A 16,868-nucleotide genomic window follows, 5' to 3' on the forward strand; every position below is an offset into this window, starting at 1 on the left:
TCTGGCACCTGATATCGGCTTGACACTATCGAAACGTTTAGATTAGCGTTTGCCTGGAGTTGACGACGACGGAAGGGAGGCCGCCATTGTCATGCAAGAGAGCAGTTCCCCTTCTTCGACGCGCAATGCGGCATCGGATCGGCCGGACATCGTTCTGAGCGCCGAGCACATTTCCAAGAGTTTTGGCGGCATCGCCGCGCTCGTCGATGTCGGCTTCGAACTGCGACGCAGCGAGGTCCATGCGCTGATGGGCGAGAACGGCGCCGGCAAATCGACGCTGATGAAGATCCTCTCCGGCGTCTATACCGGCTATGAAGGCACGGTCAGCGTCGATGGCCGGCCGGTCGGCTTCGCCGGCGTGCGCGACGCCGAGGATGCCGGCATCGCGATCATCCACCAGGAACTCAACCTGGTGCCGGAGCTCAGCGTCGCCGACAACATCTTTCTCGGCCGTGAAAAGCTGATCGCCGGGCTGATCGTCGACCGCAAGGCGAGCAGCCGCGCGGCAAGCGCCCTGCTGCAGCGGCTCGGCATCGAACTCGATCCGGACGCTCGCGTCGGTGCCTTGCGCGTCGGCGAACAGCAACTGGTCGAGATCGCCAAGGCGCTGTCGATGTCGGCGCGCATCCTGATCATGGACGAGCCGACCTCGGCCTTGTCGCCGGCCGAATGCCAGCGGCTGTTCCGCATTATCGGCCAGCTTGCCGATAGCGGCGTCGCCATCGTCTACATTTCGCACCGCATCGACGAGGTGATGCATTTGGCCGGTCGCGTCACCGTCTTCCGCGACGGACGCCATGTGCTGACGCGGCCGATGGCCGAACTCGACGAAAACGCCATCATTTCGGCGATGGTCGGACGGGACCTGCTCGCATCCTCCCAAGGTGAGCGGGATCCCGGCGGCAGGACCGTGCTTTCGGTCAGCGACCTGTCGCTGTCGAAGCCCGACCGCCAGGGCTGGCGGCAGGTGGTCGGCGGCGTCAGCTTCGATCTGGCCGCCGGAGAAATCCTCGGCATTGGCGGGTTGCTGGGCTCAGGCCGCACCGAGATCATGGAAGCGATCTTCGGCTCGAGCGATGGCCGTGCCGGCGGCGAGATCCGGCTCGACGGCCAGCCAGTGGATATCCGCTCGCCGCGCGATGCAAGACGCCTCGGCATCGCGCTGGTGACCGAGGACCGCAAGACGCAGGGCTTGCACCTGCAGGCCTCGATATCGGACAATGTGGCGCTGCCGCTGGTCGGCGCGCTGGCGCGCTTCGGCATCCGCTCGCTCGCCGGCGAGCAGGGGCTGGCGCGGCAGGCGGTCAAGGCGCTCGGCATACGCTGCCGCGACATCGACCAGCCCGCCGGCACGCTGTCGGGCGGCAACCAGCAGAAGGTCGTCATCGGCAAGTGGCTGGCGACCAGGCCGAGGGTGCTGTTGCTCGACGAGCCGACGCGCGGCATCGATGTCGGCGCCAAGCGCGAAATCTACGACCTTATCTTCCGGCTGGCGCGCGATGGCCTGGCCATCGCCGTCATCAGCTCCGAGCTGCCGGAATTGCTGCATCTTTCCGACCGCATCCTGGTGATGGCCGACGGCCGCCAGACAGGCATCCTTTCGCGCGGCGCGGCGAGCGAGGAGGCCATCATGCGCCTCGCGGCACCGCGCCGGACCCTATCGAGACCCGCCGCATGACCGCACTGAAACTCCTGTCCCGCACCAAGCTCTACTGGGGCCTGATCGCCATCTTCCTGATCGGCGTGCTGGGTTCGCCGGTGAGTTCCAAGGGCAACAACATCTTTCTGTCCTACGGCAATCTGCTCGACGTGCTGCGCCAGGTGTCGACCACTGGGCTGATCGCCACCGGCATGACCGCGGTGATCATCACCGGCGGCATCGACCTTTCCGTCGGTTCGCTGATGGCCATCTGCTCGGTGGTGTGCGCAATGCTGCTGACGGTTCCGGGCGTGACGCCCGGTGTCGTGCTCGGCGTGCCGACCGTCGCGCTGGTCGCGCTGTGCCTTGGCTTCGTCGTCACGCGCTTCATCTTCCTCAATGTGGAGAAGTCCCGCGCCGGCGCGGATGCCGCCGTTCGCGATGTCAGGCTGGACACCGTTCGCGGGCTGGTCACGCCGGCAACCGTCGGCGTCGTCCTGTGCTGTCTTTCGCTGTGGTACCTGTTGCCGCAGATCGAGCCCAAATTCGGCGTTCTCGGCGTGCTGCTGGTGGCGCCCTGCGTCGGCCTGCTGTTCGGCGCCATCAACGGTTTCATCATCGTTGGCGGGCGGCTGCAGCCGTTCATCGTCACGCTGGCGATGATGGTGACGGCGCTCGGCATCGCCCGGCTCACCGCCGGCCAGAACAATGCCGTGCTGCCGGTCTATACCGGTTCCAACGCAACCGCCGATTTCGAGCTGCTGCGCTCGCTGGTGTTCGGCGTCATCCCAATGCCCGGCCTGTTCTTCCTCGGCGCCATTGTCATCTATGGCGCGGTGCTGCGCTTCACGCCCTTCGGCCGCTATGTCTATGCGATCGGCGGCAACGAGGAGGCGGCCAGGCTCTCCGGCATCGCCGCCGGCCGCGTCAAGATCGCCACCTATGCCATATCAGGCCTGCTCGCCGGAATCGCCGCGGTGCTCTACGTGGCGCAGTACCGGCAAGGCAAGCCGGATGCCGGCGCCGGGCTGGAACTCGACGCCATCGCGGCCGTGGTCATCGGAGGCACCAGCCTGATGGGCGGACGCGGCAGCCTGACAGGCACCTTCTGCGGCGTGCTGATCTTCGGGCTGCTGTCCAACATATTGCAGCTCCACAACATCAATTCGAACCTTCAGCTGGTGCTGAAGGGGATGATCATCATCGGCACCGTGCTCGTGCAGGAGCGCAATGCCGGCGATCTCATGGCCTATCTGCGCCTGCCCGGGGCGGCGCACAAGGAAACGGCCGCCGCAAAACGGCCGTCGCAAGAGACACCGTCTCTCAATCTCGGAGGAAACAAGAAATGAAACGACGTGACATGCTGAAGCTTGCCGCACTCGGCGCGGCACTGCTGACCACCACGGCACTGCTCTCCACCGGCCATGCCTTCGCCCAGGACAAGAAGTGGAAGATCGGCTTCTCGCAGGTGACCACCATCGAGCCCTGGCGCGCCCAGTTCAACAAGGACATCATTGCCGAGGCCGCCAAGCATCCGGAGGTCGAGCTGATCATCACCGACGGCGAGGACAAGACGGAGAAACAGGTCGCCGACGTCGAGAACCTGATCCGCCAGGAAGTCGACGCGCTGCTGGTCTCGCCGAAAGAATCCGCCGGTCTGACCGGCGTCGTGCAGCAGGCGATCGACGCCAAGATCCCGGTCTTCGTGCTCGACCGCAATGTCGACACCAAGGACTACACGCAGTTCGTCGGCGGCGACAACAAGCTGATCGGCCGCGCGGCCGGCGAATACGCCGTCGAACTGCTCGGCGGCAAGGGCAAGGCAGCGGGCAATGTCGTCGAGATCTGGGGCGGCATGGGCACCCAGCCGGCGCATGACCGCCATGACGGCTTCCATGAATTCACCGACAAGGAACCGGGCATCAAATATTTGCTCGACCAGCAGTCGGGCGACTGGAAGCAGGACCAAGCCTACAATCTGATGGCCAACGCGCTGAAGACCAACGAGAAGATCGATCTCGTCTACGGCCACAACGACCCGATGGCCTACGGTGCCTATCTGGCCGCCAAGGATGTCGGCCGCGAGAAGGACATCAAGTTCATCGGCATCGACGGCCTGCCCAACGAAGGCGTGCAGATGGTGAACAAGGGCGAGCTGACGGCGACCTTCACCTATGTGACCCCAGGCGCGGAAGGCTTGCGCCAGGCGATCAAGTTCCTCAACGGCGAGAAGGTGGAAAAGACCATCACCTTGCCGACGCAGAAGATCACCAAGGAAAACGCCGCCCAGGTGCTGAAGGACAACGGCCTGTGAGTTTTCGCCGGAGATAAGCGCCGGCCCAAGGTCCAGGTTCTTCGTCCGAGGGACAGCTTGGCACCTTCCTCTCCCCCGTCGATCGGGGGAGAGGAAAGGACTTCGCCGCCGCCGCTCTACGCCAGCTTCGCCAGCAGCTTCATGAAGGTGGCGATTTCCTTGTTCGTGAGCGGCGCCAGCGTTTCCTGTGTGATTTCCCGGGCAAGCGGGATCAGCCGCTCGATCGCGTCGCGACCCTCGGCCGTCAGATTGACCAGCAGCCGCCTTTTGTCGACCTCATGCCGGGACAGCTCGACCAGGCCACGCGCCTTCAGCCGGTCGATGACGCCCTTCACCGTCGCGGCATCCATGGCGATCAACGTGCCAAGCTGGTTCTGCGAGGTCTCGCCGACATCGCGCAGCTTGGCCAGTGCGGCGAATTGCGGCGGCGTCAGATCGGCGATACGGGCGGCGAAGATCGAGACATGGCGCTGGTGCGCCTTGCGCAGGATGAAGCCGACTTGTTCCTGCAGGAGGTAGTCGTGATCGTCGGCCTCTTCGGTCTCGACCAGCTTGAGCAGGTTGTCCTCGCCGCTCACCGCAGCCCGTCCCAGGCTTTTATGTCATCCGCAGCGAGGCCACCCATGCGGTTGTGGATGCGCGGGCCGCAGGTCATGGCGAGGCAGAACAGTATCTCGTCAGGACGCGGGCCGTCGCTGATGCCGACCTCCATGGCGTCGAAATGGCTGCGCACATAGGCGGCGTTGATGTGGCCGAGCGGTACGTCGAGCTTTGATCCGAAGGCGCCGACCTTCTTGGCCGAGGGCACGATCGCCTTGGCATCGCCCAGCCGCTCGCGCATCGCGTAACCGCCGGGTACGTGCCACAGCGCGCCATGTTCCAGCTCGCCGGCGCTGCCGACAATGGCGCCCTTGCCGTAGCCGTCGATCTGTTTCACGTCGCCGCCGAGCGCCGCGATCAAGCGGTCGGCGAGCAGCAGGCCGAGCGGCTTCAGATCGTCCATGGCGCTCTGCAGCTCCTCGACATAGCGCCCGGCGAAAGGGTTCTTGACCACCGCCATGGCAGCGGCGCGCCGGCGCGGCACCGCGGCGACCGGTCCGCCGTCGTGAAAAATCTCTTCGCTCAGCACCGCGATCTTGCGGATCGGAAACTCAGGCATGGGCAATTTCCTCCGGTTCATGCTTGTTGGGCGGGCCGAGTGCAACGGAGCCGCTGATGCGGGCCTCCCCGCCGAGAAACAGCGCCGATGCGGCAATCAGGCCGCGCCGGCGAAAATCTTCGGCGACGGCGAGGCCATTGTCCAGCGCCCGCGCCACCTCGCCAGAGGCAAGCGTGCCGACGCCTTGTGTCACCAGCCGTGCGCCAAGATCGCTGTCGGGCGACAGGTCGCTTGCGGGAGTGCGCCTGATGGCGGGATTGCCGGGCAGGTCGACGGCGTTGGCGATAAGCGTCGCCGCCGCATCTGCCTCGGCGCCGGTGCGCGCGAGCACGGTGACGGCATCGGCAATGCCAAGCGAGAAGGAGCGGCCACGCCAGCCGCTGGTTGCGACACCACGCACCCCATCTTGCGCGCGGATCGTGATCCGGTCGGCCATGCCGTTGCCGGTCCCGGCGACCGCCAAGCCAATCGACGTGGCCTTGTCGAGATGGAGGGCACTGTCGCCGCCATTGTTGACATAGGCGCGGTCGAGCTTGCGGCCGGCAAGCAACGCGGCAAGCATTTCGTCGGCTACCGATCCGGCGACGGCGGCCATCGGCGTGATGAAGCATTCCGCCAGCGGCATGACGGCTGCTTCCATGCGGCGCGCCGTCGGGCCGGTGAAGGTTCGCGGCGCCAAGAAAAATGCCGGGAGGCGCAGTTCGGGAAGCTCCTCGACCAACTCGATCAGGATCGTCTGGAAGCGCGCGACGGCTTGGGCATAGGCGGCGCGACACTCGTCAGCCTCGCCAAAGGCCTCGACGATCAGGTCGATCGGCCCATGGTTGAGATGCAGCCGCTTGCCATCCTGCAGCCAATGCGCTTGCGGGCCTTCCATCAGCCGGCCCCATCCGAGCCCGCGCGGCGCAACTGCGCCAGCGGCGGCCATGGATTGCTGGCCGGGGCACCCGTGCCGCGCCGGGGATTGAGGTACTCCCCGCCCTTGGCGACAATATCCGCGACGCTGCGGATTTCGGCCTCGTAGCCGCCAAGCCTGACATAGTCGTCGCGGCGCAGCGTGAACTCGATCGGCGCCACGAGCGCCGGCGTCGGCACATAGCCGAAGGCGCCTGGCGGAACCCTGGTGACATCGACCATCAGCGTGATGCCGCCACCCGGCCAGACATAGACCGGCGCGCCGCCGACGGTGACGTAGGTTTTCAGGCCTTGCACGGAACGGGTGAGATTGACCGGGTTTTCGGTGACGCCGGCACGCAGTGACCCGCCGGCGCCGCCGATGAACAGCACGGTGCACAAAGCCGGCTCGCAATTGTCCTCGATCAGGTTGACCGATTTTTGCAGCCGCTCCGGAAACGGTTTTTCGACCGGTTTCAAGTCGTCGTCGAGTTCGTAATAGGCGAACTGCTCGCCGGTGGTCGAAACCATCAGCAGCGACAGGCCCGGCCGCGCGCCCTTCTTGGCGTTCCATTCGCCGAGGATCGACAGCGGATCTGAAATGCTGGTGCCTCCCCAGCCGAGGCCGGGCTCGGAGACCTTGAAATAGCGGCCCGGTGTCGAGCGGCGGCCGACGATCTTGATACCGGTATCCTGCCAGCCCAGCACCTTGCCGGCCTGGTGTTCGGAAACAACGCCGGTAATGTGGTCGTCGACCACCACCACCTCGTCGACCAGCCCGCGCCATTGCGTGGCGAACATGCCGATGGTGGCCGAGCCGCAGCCGACGCGCATGCGATGTTCCTGCTTGCCGTCGATGACGGGCGGTTTGCCGGCTTCAACGATGACCGTGGCGCCGCCGTCGATGGTGAGTTCCACCGGTTTGCGGTTGCACAGGTTGAGCAGCGCGTCGCAGGTGGCGCGGCCTTCCGCCTTGGAGCCGCCCGTCAGATGATGCACGCCGCCCAGCGACAGCATCTGCGAGCCGTATTCTCCCGTCGTGACATGGCCGATGGCTTCGCCCTCAGCCCGCACAACAGCCGTTTCGGGTCCGATATGACGGTCGGTATCGATCTTCACCTTGACGCCGCAATAGGAGAAGATGCCTTCGGTCACCACGGTGACGAGATCGACGCCTTCCACTTCCTGGCTGACGATGAAGGGAGCGGGCTTGTAGTCGGGATAGGTTGTGCCGGCGCCGATTGCGGTGATGAAGCGGCGGCCGGTGTTGATGAGTTCGCCATCCCACTGCTCGCCCTCGGCGACAAAGGGGACAATGGCGGCCCCGGTCTCGGCCGCATGGTCGAGGATGGTCAGCGGGTCCATGCGCACGATGCGGCCCGCGATATTGCCATAGCGGTCGCAGGCTCCGGTGCGTCCGTCAGCGATGTAGCACATGACGGGACAGGCATCGCAGCGGATCTTTTCCGCCACCAGCTTCTCGCCGGGATCATGGGTTTCGAAACGCTCGGCAAGCTCGCTCATGCGCGTGCCTCCTTCTGGCGGATGGCCGCCAGGATGCGGCTTGGCGTTGCCGGCACTTTGGTGACCAGCACGCCGGTGGCGTGACGAATGGCATTGAGGATCGCCGGCGCCGTGGGGATCAGCACGTGCTCGCCCAGGCCCTTGGCGCCGAACGGCCCTTCGGGATCGGGCACCTCGACAAGGATGGTCTCGATCGGCGGCACGTCGCCGATGGTCGGGATGAGATAGTCATGCAAATTCTCGGTGCGGCCGGGGATGTATTCTTCCATCAGCGCCATGCCGATGCCTTGCGCGATACCGCCCTCGATCTGGCCCTCGACCAGCAGCGGGTTGATCGCCTTGCCGACGTCATGCGCGGCGATGATCCTGATCAGCCTGACCGTGCCAAGCCTGAGGTCGACCTCAAGTTCGGCGATCTGCGCGCCATAGCCATAGACCGCATAGGGTTTGCCCTGGCCCTTGGCATCGAGCGGCAGCGTCGGCGGGTCGTATGTCTCCTCGGCGTGGAAGACGAAACCGTGCGCATCCACGTCGAGTAAGCCAACATCGATGCTTCGTGTCGCCTCGCCTTCGCGGATGACGATCGCCGGGCCATCCAGTTCAAGCGAAGCCTTGTCCGAGACATTGGCAAAGCGCAGGATCTTCTCGCGCAGGGCGCGTCCCGCCTTCTCGGCCGCCTTGCCGGTGACGAAGGTCTGGCGCGAGGCCGAGGTCTTGCCTGCGTCGGGACTGATCGCCGTATCGGCGCTCTTCAGCCGGAATTTTTCCAGCGGCAGGCCGAGCGCGTCGGCGCAGATCTGCGTGATGACGGTGTTGGACCCTTGGCCGATATCGACCGCGCCCTGATGCAGGACGACCGCGCCGTCAGCCGCGATGCCGACCCGGATGGTCGACGGATTGGGTAGCGAGGTGTTGCCGCAGCCATACCAGCACGAAGCGACGCCGACGCCGCGTTTCCTGTCCAGGTTGGCGCTGTTGAAAGCGTCGGCATCGGCTGTCGCCCGCGCCCAATGCGGCCGCAACGCTTCGAGGCATTCGGCAATGCCGACGCCGGACTCCAGGAGCTGCCCGGTAACCGTTTCGGATCCGTTCCGAAGGCAATTCTTCAGGCGAAAATCAAGCCGATCGATACCGAGCTTGCCGGCGAGCTCGTCATAGAGCGTCTCTTGCATGATCGTGGCCTGCGGCACGCCGAAGCCACGGAAGGCACCGGCAATCGGCCCATTTGTGTGGATGGCGCGGCCCTCGGCGCGGTAATTCGGCGTGAAATAAGGACCGGAGGCATGCACCGGCACGCGGTTGGCGACCGTCGGGCCCCAGCTCGCATAGGCGCCGGTGTTGAAATCGCCTTCGAAGATCATGCCCATGACATGGCCCTCGGCATCCGCGCCGACGGTGGCCTTCATCCGCGCCGGATGGCGCTTGGTGGTCGACATCATGGATTCGTTGCGGGTGTAGGCAAGGGCCGCGGGCCGCCCGGTCTTCAGCGCGACAAGGCCGATCAGCGGCTGCAGGGAAACGTCGAGCTTGGAGCCAAAGCCACCGCCGGTCGCGGTCGGTACGATGCGCACCTTGTCGACGGCAAGGCCGAGCACTTTCGCCGTATCGTCACGATCCATGTAAGGCGCCTGCGTGCAGGCGACGACGACGAGCGTGTCGCCGTCGAGATATGCATAGCCGGCTTCCGGCTCGATATAGGCATGCTCGACATAGGAGGTGTCGATCGCATCGCTCGCGGTGAACGCCGCATCGGCAAGTGCCGACTCGGGATCGCCGCGTTCGACGAAGCCCTTGGTCAGCAAATTGGCCGGGCGGTTTTCATGGATCAGCGCCGCACCTTCGGCCTGCGCATCGCCGGGCTGGAGAACATGCGGCAGTTCGATCCAGCGGACAGGGAAATCCGACAGATCGAGATCTAGGATCGCCTCGCGTTCGCCGGCGACCAGCGCGACAGCCTCGCCGCGAAGCCGGGCAAAGCTCTCGGCCAACGCCGGCTGGTCGGCGAACGGGCCGATAACGCCGAAACAGTTTTTTCCCGGGATATCGGCTGCCGTGAAAACACCCGTGATACCGGGATGGCTGCTTGCCCAGCCATCGATGTCGCCGAAGGCGAAGCCGGCATGATGATGCGGCGAGCGGATTACCAGCACCGCAAGCGCATCGGCCGGAAAGGAATCGCCGCCGAATTTCTCGGCACCGGTCACCTTTGGCACACCGTCGAGCCTGACCGGCGACGCGCCGATGGCCTGGCCGGACCGAGGCAGACGGAAGTCCAGGCTCGCGGTCTGGAGGGAAGCCTCCATCACCGCGGTGATGATCTTGCGGTAGCCGGTGCAGCGGCAGAGGATGCCGCCCAACGCATCCTGCACCTCGGTCTCGGTCGGCCTGGGTTTCGTGTCCAGCAGCGCTGACGCCGCGACCAGCAGCGCCGGCGTGCAGATGCCGCACTGCGCGGCGCCATGCGCCAGGAACGAGGCTTGCAGCGCCGACAGGCGCCCATTGGCGAGGCCCTCGACCGTCGTCACCATAGTGCCGGCAGCGGAGGCCGCCGACATCAGGCAGGCGCAGACGGGGTCGCCGTCGACCAGCACCGTGCAGGCGCCGCAGTCGCCGGCGTCGCAGCCGACCTTTGTGCCGGTTAGCCGCAATTCGTCACGCAGCACCGAGGACAGCCGGCGCAGCGGAGGCACGTTGACCGAGACGGCGGCGCCATTGACCGCGAAGGCGATATCGGCGCGTTCCATGCTCATGCGGCCACCTTGTCGTCCGTGGGCTTGCCCGCGGCCTCAAGGGCGGCGCGCGCAACGATTTCGCGCACCGCGTCGAGCCTGTATTCGGCGCTGCCGCGCACGTCGGCGATCGGCTGCAGCTCAGCCATCGGTGCAGACCTGACCGCGGCAACAAGCCCGGCGTCCAGGGGAAGCCCGCGCAGCGCCGCCTCGACACCGGCAAGCCGCCTCGCCACGGCGGAACACGAGCCGACGGCGACGGCCGCCTGCGCGACGGTGCCATTCTCGGCAACCAGACGCACCGCCACCATGGCAATGGAAATAACGAGATAGCGCCGCGCCCCGAGCTTGACGAAGGCCGATGTGCCGGCGGGCTTCGGCACGTGGATGGCCGTCAGCATCTCGCCAGGCCGCAAGGCCGTACGGCGATTGCCGAGGATGAACGCCGACAAGGGCAGATGGCGCGTCGCCGCCGCCGAGCGCAGCTCGACCTCGGCATCAAGGACCAGCAGCCCCGGCACACCGTCGGCGGCCGGCGAGGCGTTGCAGAGATTGCCGGCGACCGAGGCGACGTTCTGGATTTGTGGTGAACCCACTTCCCGCGCGGCCTGTTTCAGCGCCTCGAAGGCCGGTGGCAAGGGATGGCGGATGATGTCGGTCCATGTCGTGCGCGCGCCGATGATCCAGTGGCTGCCGGTCTCGGCGATGCCGCGCAGCGCTGTCAGGCCGTTGATGTCGAGGACATTGTCACGAAACGGTTTGCTGCCCTGCGCCGGATAGAAATCCGTACCGCCCGCAAGGATGCGCCAGACGCCCCCGCCAAGCAGCGCGAGCGCCTCGTCAACCGTGGTGGGTTTCGCGTAACGGATCACGCTTTCCTTCCAGATAAGGTGGGCCTTCCCGATAAGGTGGGCTTTGCCCGAAACTGGCCCTCCCGAGGCGCTTGCCCAGGGAAAGCCTTTACCGGCTTTGACCGGCAAATTCATTCGTATGCAAATGATATCAAGACGGCGGAAATTGTCAAAGCCAGAGTTTGCGCCGGCATCCGTCCGGCTGGCATCGCCACGCATTTGTTATGCCGCTGGAGGTTGACGCGGACCGCCATCTGGTCAAGTTTCTCCTCCAGTCGCGCCAGCGGCTTTTTCTTTCGCCGGGTGCCTCGTTCGGAGCCCGACCCCAGCTTGACAGGAAGGAAGCCCATGGCCGACGAAGCGCTCGTTGTCATCGACCTGCAGAACGACTTTTGCTCGGGCGGCGCGCTGGCCGTTGCCGGCGGCGACGAGATCGTGCCGCTGGTCAATGACATGATCCGGCGAACAGACCATGTCGTGCTGACACAGGACTGGCACCCCGCCGGCCATTCCAGCTTCGCCTCCAGCCATCCGGGGTCGCAGTCCTATTCGACGATCGAGATGCCCTATGGTCCGCAGACGCTGTGGCCGGACCATTGCATCCAGGGCAGTCTCGGCTCGGATTTCCATTCCGGACTTGCCTGGACCAAGGCCGAACTCGTCATCCGCAAAGGCTTTCGCTCCGCCATCGACAGCTATTCCGCCTTCTTCGAGAATGATCACGCGACGCCCACGGGGCTCGCCGGCTATCTGCGGGAGCGCGGCATCGACACACTGACCCTGGTCGGCCTGGCGACCGATTTCTGCGTCGCCTTCTCGGCGCTGGATGCGGTCAAACAAGGGTTTAGAACCACGGTCAGGCTCGATGCCTGCCGTGGCATCGATCTCAACGGATCGCTCGAGACAATGCTGGCGAAGATGCGCGATGCCGGCGTGACGCTCGAAGATCACACTTCGGGCTGACTCGTGGGGGGTAGAAGGGGATACTTGCCGATAGCGACCGGGGCGGGCGGCGCGCTCATCGTCGCGATGCTGTTGCCAGCCCAGGCCTTCGCGGCCGAAGAGCACGGCCTGCCTGGCGGCGCGATGTCGCTCTGGTGGGCGCTGCCTTTTGCCGGGCTGCTGTTGTCGATCGCGACCGGTCCGCTGCTGTTCCACCATGTCTGGGAACATCACTACGGCAAGATCGCGGCCTTGTGGGCGGCGCTGGTGATCGTGCCGCTCGCGATTGCCTTCGGTGCTCCCGCGGCGACCGAGGCGGTGCTGCACGCGCTGCTCACCGAATACATGTCGTTCATTGTCCTGCTGTTTGCGCTCTACACGATTTCAGGCGGCATCCTGCTTGCCGGCAACATCCACGGCACACCGCTGGTCAATGCCGGGCTGCTGATCGTCGGGGCGCTGCTGGCCTCGGTGATCGGCACGACCGGCGCCTCGATGATCCTGATCCGGCCGATCCTGCGCGCCAACGACAACAGGCCTTTCAATGCCCATGTCGTCATCTTCTTCATTTTCCTGGTATCCAACATTGGCGGTTCGCTGACGCCGCTCGGCGACCCCCCGCTGTTCGTCGGCTTCCTGCGCGGCGTCGATTTCTTCTGGACGACCACCAACCTCTACCGGGAAACGCTGTTCGTTGGCGTCGTCGTGCTGGCGGCGTTCCTGGCGATCGACCTCATCCTGCACCGACGCGAGGCCGGCGCACCGAAGATCAAGGATCCGACACCCGATACGAAGGTGCGCCTGCGCGGCCTGGCCAACCTCCCGCTGCTGGCCGGCGTGATCGGGGCCATCCTGCTGTCGGCGGCGTGGAAGCCGGGCGTGAGTTTTTCCGTGTTCGGCGTCGGTCTCGAACTGCAGAACCTGGTCCGCGACGCGATCATCCTCGCGCTGGCCCTGCTATCGCTTCCGCTCTCCTACAAGAGCCACCGCGAGGCGAACGGCTTCAACTGGGGTCCGATCGCGGAAGTGGCCAAACTGTTCGCCGGCATCTTCATCTGCATCGTCCCGGTCGTCGCCATTTTGAGGGCCGGCCACGACGGTGCGCTGGCGCCACTGGTCGCGCTCGTCACGTCGGCGCAAGGCACGCCCAACGACCTCGCCTATTTCTGGCTGACCGGTGCATTGTCGTCCTTCCTCGACAATGCACCGACCTATCTGGTGTTTTTCGAGCTGGCGGGCGGCGATCCCCGCCACCTGATGACGGAGTTCGCCTCGACGCTTGCCGCGATCTCGGCCGGCGCCGTGTTCATGGGCGCCAACACCTATATCGGCAACGCACCCAACTTCATGGTCTATGCGATTGCCAGACATCGCGGCGTCAAGATGCCGGGCTTCTTTGGGTACATGCTGTGGTCCGGACTGGTGCTGGTCCCGACCTTCTTGGTCGCGGGTTTTCTGTTTTTCGGTTGATCAACCCACGCCGACATAGCGCCGGACCGCCGAGGGGTCGACGCGCAGGGCCTCGACATCGACCGTCTCGCGGTTGCGGCCGTTCTCGATGAAGCAGACACGATCGGCGACCGACAGCACGGCATCGACCCGCTGCTCGACCAGGATGGTGGAGACATCCATCTCGCGCAGCTTCGACACCGTCTCGCGAATCCTGGCGATCATCGACGGCATCAACCCTTCGGTCGGCTCGTCGAGCAACAGCACCTGCGGCTCGAGGCAAAGCGCGCGCGCCATGGCCAGCATCTGCTGCTCGCCGCCGGACAAGGTGCCCGAGCGCTGCCGTAACCGCTGACGCAGCAGCGGGAAGAGGTCGAGAACGTTCTCGCGCGTCGCCTTGCCCTTGCCGCGTGCCATCAGTCCGATCTCGATGTTTTCGGCCACCGTCATCTCGGCGAACAGGCGCCTGCCCTGCGGCACGTAGGCGACACCGGCCTTCGGCACTTCATGGGCCGGCAGGCCGGTCAATTCCTGCCCTGCGAGCCTGATCGAGCCGGCACGCGCGGGAACCAGGCCCATGATCGCCTTCAGCGTCGTCGTCTTGCCGGCGCCGTTGCGCCCGAACAGGCACAGCACCTCGCCCTTGTTCAGCACCAGGTCGAGCCCATAGAGCACCTGGACCGCGCCATAGAAGCAATCGAGCCCGGAAATCGTCAGCGCTTCGACCGTGCTCGCCTCCGTCATGGCGCCGTTCCCAGATAGGCATCCTGAACCGCAGCGTTCTCGCGGATCGCCTCGGGCGTGCCCTCGGCCAGGATCCTGCCGGCGTTGAAGACGGTGATGCGATCGGCAAGCTGCATCACGACCGGCATGTTGTGCTCGATCAGCAGCACGGTGGCGCTCTGGGCGATGTCGCGCACGAGTTCGATGAAATTGTCGATCTCGCTGTCGGCAAGACCTTGCGTCGGCTCGTCGAGGATCAGCAGGCGCGGTTTCAGCGCCAGGCCCATCGCCACTTCGAGCAATCGTTGATGGCCGTAGGACAATTGCCCGGCCGGCATATGGGTGCGGTCGGCCAGCCCTGTACGTTCAAGCGCAGAGATGACGCCGGCACGCAGCTCAGCCTTCGAGCGGCGATCGCTGAGCGTGAGCTGCACCGGCAGCGCGACATTGTCATAGACGCTGAGATTGGCAAAGACGCTGGTGATCTGGAAGGTGTAGGCGATGCCCCGGCGGACCCTGGCATAGGTCGGCAGGCCGGTGATGTCGGCACCGTCGAAGACGATCGCTCCAGAAGACGGCTGGATGCGGCCGCTGATCAGACTGACGAAGGTTGTCTTGCCCGCCCCGTTGGGGCCGATGACGGCGCGGATCTCGCCCGGCATCAGGGTGAAATCGACATTGTCGACCGCACGCAGGCCGCCGAAGCTGCGCGACAGGCCCTTGGTGGTCAGCAGCGGCGTCATGGCAGCCATCCGAGCCAGCGCTGGCGGATGGTGCCGAGAATGCCTTTCGGGAAAAACAGCACCAGCAGAATGAGTGCCATGCCGACGATCAGCAGGTAGGCCGACGTGTAGCCGCTGGTGACGTCGATGACATAGTACATGAACAGCGTGCCGATCAGTGGTCCAAGCGTTGTGGCCGCACCGCCGAGCAGCACCCACAGCAGCGGCAGGATCGAATACTGTACCGAGGCGAAACTCGACCCGACATAGCCGAACAGCAGCGCGTAAGCGGCGCCGGACGCCGCGCAGATCGTGCCGGAGACGATAATGGCGGCAAGCTTGTTGGAGAAGGTGTCGTAGCCCAGCATCTTCGTGCGTTCCTCATTCTCCCGGATCGCGATCAGCACGCGACCGTATCTGGACCGGACGACGGCAAGCGTGATCAGCAGCACGAGCGAAAACAAGCCGAGCGCCGTCATGTAGCGTACGGTCGGGTTGGTGAGATCGAGCGAGGTGGCGCCGAGATTGAGGACACGCGCCGGCTGCGGCACGACCTGACCCTGATCGCCGCCGGTCCAGGCCGCGAAATAGAGGATGGCCAGATAAAACACCTGCGCGAACATCATGGTGACGATCATGAAGGCCACGCCCGTGGTGCGCAGCGCCAGGAGGCCGATCACCAGCGCCAACGCCGCGCCGCAGGCAATGCCGGCGAGGAACGCCAGAGGCACGCTCCAGCCGAGCTGGATGACGGCAAGGCCGGCGCCGTAAAGCCCGGCGCCAAAAAACATCGCGTGGCCGAGGCTGAGCAGGCCGACATAGCCGAACAGCATGTTGTAGCCCATGGCGAAGACCGCCAGCACCATGATGCGGGCGAGCAGGCCGTGATAATAGCCAGGCAAGAGGAAGCTCAGCACGAAGAGCAGGGCGATCACGCCGAGATGCAGCGCATAGGCCTTTGCCGGCGAAGCTTCGCTCATCGCGATGCCGTCCCGAACAGGCCTTGCGGCCGGAACACCAGCACCATGGCAACCAGCAGCGTGGCGATGATCTTGGCCAGCGTCGGCGAGAAGAACATCGATATGATGCCGTCGGAGAGGCCGATCAGCACGGCGGCGACGACCGTGCCGCGCAACGAGCCGAGGCCGCCGATGATGACGACGATGAAGGACAAGAGCAGCGGATCCTGCCCCATCAGGTAGTGCGCCTGGCTGATCGGCACGATCAGCACCGCGGCGATCGCCGCCAGCATGGCGCCGAGCGCGAAAACGCCGCCATAGACGCGGCCGACCGGGATGCCGAAGGCCTGCGCCGTCTCGCTGTCATACTGCGTGGCACGCATGATGAGGCCGATCCTGGTGCGCGTCAGCACCAGCCATGTCGCGATCAGCAGAAGAGCGGATGCGGCGATGATAGACAGCTTGTAGCCGGAATAGCCGAACCACGGCAGAAGGATGCGATAGCTAAACGGCGGCTCCACGGGCCGCGCTTCGGGGCCATAGAAGGTCAGCGCCAGCTGCTGGATGATGTAGAGCATGCCGATGGTGGCGACGATGGTGGCTTCCGGATTGTAGTTGAGCCGGCTCAGCACCAGCCGTTCGGCGAGCAGCGCGATGGCGCCGACGATCAGCGGCGCGATCACCAGCGCCGCCAGGAAGCCAAGAGCCGGATGGCCGCCAATTGCCGATGTGATCGCCCAGGCAAGCACGGCGCCCAGCATGAAGAACTCGCCATGGGCGACGTTGACGACACGCATGACGCCGAACACCAGCGACAAGCCCAACGCCGTCAGCGCCAGCACGGCCGAGGTGACGAGGCCTTCAAGGGTTGCGAGGAGAAGGTGGGGTCCGAAGTGCATGGGTTAGGCACAGAGGGATGCGCGAGGCACCCCCCTCTGGCCTGTCGGCCATCTTGCGGGGGAG

General features: G+C 65.3%; 15 protein-coding genes. 5 read left to right on the top strand and 10 right to left on the bottom strand.

Features of this window, described 5'->3' with window-relative positions:
- Positions 1–91 precede the first annotated feature (91 nt).
- From FJ954_RS01275 to FJ954_RS01285, 3 genes are read left to right on the top strand one after another with little or no spacing between them, the layout of a single operon-like run.
- Entirely contained in the window at positions 92–1,678 is a 1,587-nt protein-coding gene (locus FJ954_RS01275) for a sugar ABC transporter ATP-binding protein (protein WP_140660158.1), read from the top strand.
- On the top strand, positions 1,675–2,988 hold the full coding sequence (locus FJ954_RS01280; protein WP_140660159.1) for an ABC transporter permease: 1,314 nt from the start codon (positions 1,675–1,677) through the stop codon (positions 2,986–2,988). Before FJ954_RS01275 ends, FJ954_RS01280 begins: the two co-directional genes overlap by 4 nt.
- Complete coding sequence (locus FJ954_RS01285) at positions 2,985–3,953, top strand: substrate-binding domain-containing protein (protein ID WP_015314453.1); 969 nt, start codon at positions 2,985–2,987, stop codon at positions 3,951–3,953. The genes FJ954_RS01280 and FJ954_RS01285 overlap by 4 nt, the downstream gene beginning before the upstream one ends.
- Positions 3,954–4,069: 116 nt before the next feature.
- On the opposite strand, the gene FJ954_RS01290 is transcribed toward FJ954_RS01285, so the two are convergent.
- Genes FJ954_RS01290 through FJ954_RS01315 form a run of 6 tightly spaced genes read right to left on the bottom strand, consistent with a single transcriptional unit; the run spans position 4,070 to position 11,131 of the window.
- Positions 4,070–4,531, bottom strand: coding sequence for a MarR family transcriptional regulator (locus tag FJ954_RS01290; RefSeq protein WP_140660160.1), 462 nt, complete (start codon positions 4,529–4,531; stop codon positions 4,070–4,072).
- A complete protein-coding gene (locus FJ954_RS01295; RefSeq protein WP_140660161.1) occupies positions 4,528–5,112 on the bottom strand; it encodes an amino acid synthesis family protein in 585 nt (194 codons plus the stop codon). The genes FJ954_RS01290 and FJ954_RS01295 overlap by 4 nt, the downstream gene beginning before the upstream one ends.
- On the bottom strand, positions 5,105–5,989 hold the full coding sequence (locus tag FJ954_RS01300) for a UPF0280 family protein (RefSeq protein ID WP_140660162.1): 885 nt from the start codon (positions 5,987–5,989) through the stop codon (positions 5,105–5,107). The genes FJ954_RS01295 and FJ954_RS01300 overlap by 8 nt, the downstream gene beginning before the upstream one ends.
- A complete protein-coding gene (locus tag FJ954_RS01305; protein WP_140660163.1) occupies positions 5,989–7,530 on the bottom strand; it encodes a 6-hydroxynicotinate reductase in 1,542 nt (513 codons plus the stop codon). Before FJ954_RS01305 ends, FJ954_RS01300 begins: the two co-directional genes overlap by 1 nt.
- Complete coding sequence (locus tag FJ954_RS01310) at positions 7,527–10,280, bottom strand: molybdopterin-dependent oxidoreductase (RefSeq protein ID WP_140660164.1); 2,754 nt, start codon at positions 10,278–10,280, stop codon at positions 7,527–7,529. Before FJ954_RS01310 ends, FJ954_RS01305 begins: the two co-directional genes overlap by 4 nt.
- A complete protein-coding gene (locus FJ954_RS01315; RefSeq protein ID WP_140660165.1) occupies positions 10,277–11,131 on the bottom strand; it encodes a xanthine dehydrogenase family protein subunit M in 855 nt (284 codons plus the stop codon). The genes FJ954_RS01310 and FJ954_RS01315 overlap by 4 nt, the downstream gene beginning before the upstream one ends.
- Positions 11,132–11,458: 327 nt before the next feature.
- Between FJ954_RS01315 and pncA the strand changes: the two genes are divergently transcribed.
- Together pncA and FJ954_RS01325 are read left to right on the top strand one after the other, a co-directional pair.
- Positions 11,459–12,073, top strand: coding sequence for a bifunctional nicotinamidase/pyrazinamidase (gene pncA / locus FJ954_RS01320; protein ID WP_140660166.1), 615 nt, complete (start codon positions 11,459–11,461; stop codon positions 12,071–12,073).
- A 66-nt stretch (positions 12,074–12,139) separates the two neighbouring features.
- Positions 12,140–13,522, top strand: coding sequence for a sodium:proton antiporter (locus FJ954_RS01325; RefSeq protein WP_181177737.1), 1,383 nt, complete (start codon positions 12,140–12,142; stop codon positions 13,520–13,522).
- Here FJ954_RS01325 and FJ954_RS01330 read toward each other — a convergent pair whose 3' ends face one another.
- The 4 genes from FJ954_RS01330 to FJ954_RS01345 are packed head-to-tail and all read right to left on the bottom strand — an operon-like array spanning position 13,523 to position 16,804.
- On the bottom strand, positions 13,523–14,245 hold the full coding sequence (locus FJ954_RS01330) for an ABC transporter ATP-binding protein (protein ID WP_140660168.1): 723 nt from the start codon (positions 14,243–14,245) through the stop codon (positions 13,523–13,525). It lies immediately after the preceding gene.
- Positions 14,242–14,967, bottom strand: a complete 726-nt coding sequence (locus FJ954_RS01335; RefSeq protein WP_140660169.1) for an ABC transporter ATP-binding protein — start codon at positions 14,965–14,967, stop codon at positions 14,242–14,244. Before FJ954_RS01335 ends, FJ954_RS01330 begins: the two co-directional genes overlap by 4 nt.
- Positions 14,964–15,926 carry a branched-chain amino acid ABC transporter permease gene (locus tag FJ954_RS01340; protein ID WP_140660170.1) on the bottom strand — a complete coding sequence of 321 codons (963 nt, stop codon included), beginning with the start codon at positions 15,924–15,926 and terminating at the stop codon, positions 14,964–14,966. The genes FJ954_RS01335 and FJ954_RS01340 overlap by 4 nt, the downstream gene beginning before the upstream one ends.
- Positions 15,923–16,804 carry a branched-chain amino acid ABC transporter permease gene (locus FJ954_RS01345; protein ID WP_140660171.1) on the bottom strand — a complete coding sequence of 294 codons (882 nt, stop codon included), beginning with the start codon at positions 16,802–16,804 and terminating at the stop codon, positions 15,923–15,925. The genes FJ954_RS01340 and FJ954_RS01345 overlap by 4 nt, the downstream gene beginning before the upstream one ends.
- Positions 16,805–16,868: the final 64 nt, after the last annotated feature.

This window comes from Mesorhizobium sp. B2-3-15 (genome assembly GCF_006442875.1).
GTDB lineage: Bacteria > Pseudomonadota > Alphaproteobacteria > Rhizobiales > Rhizobiaceae > Mesorhizobium > Mesorhizobium australicum.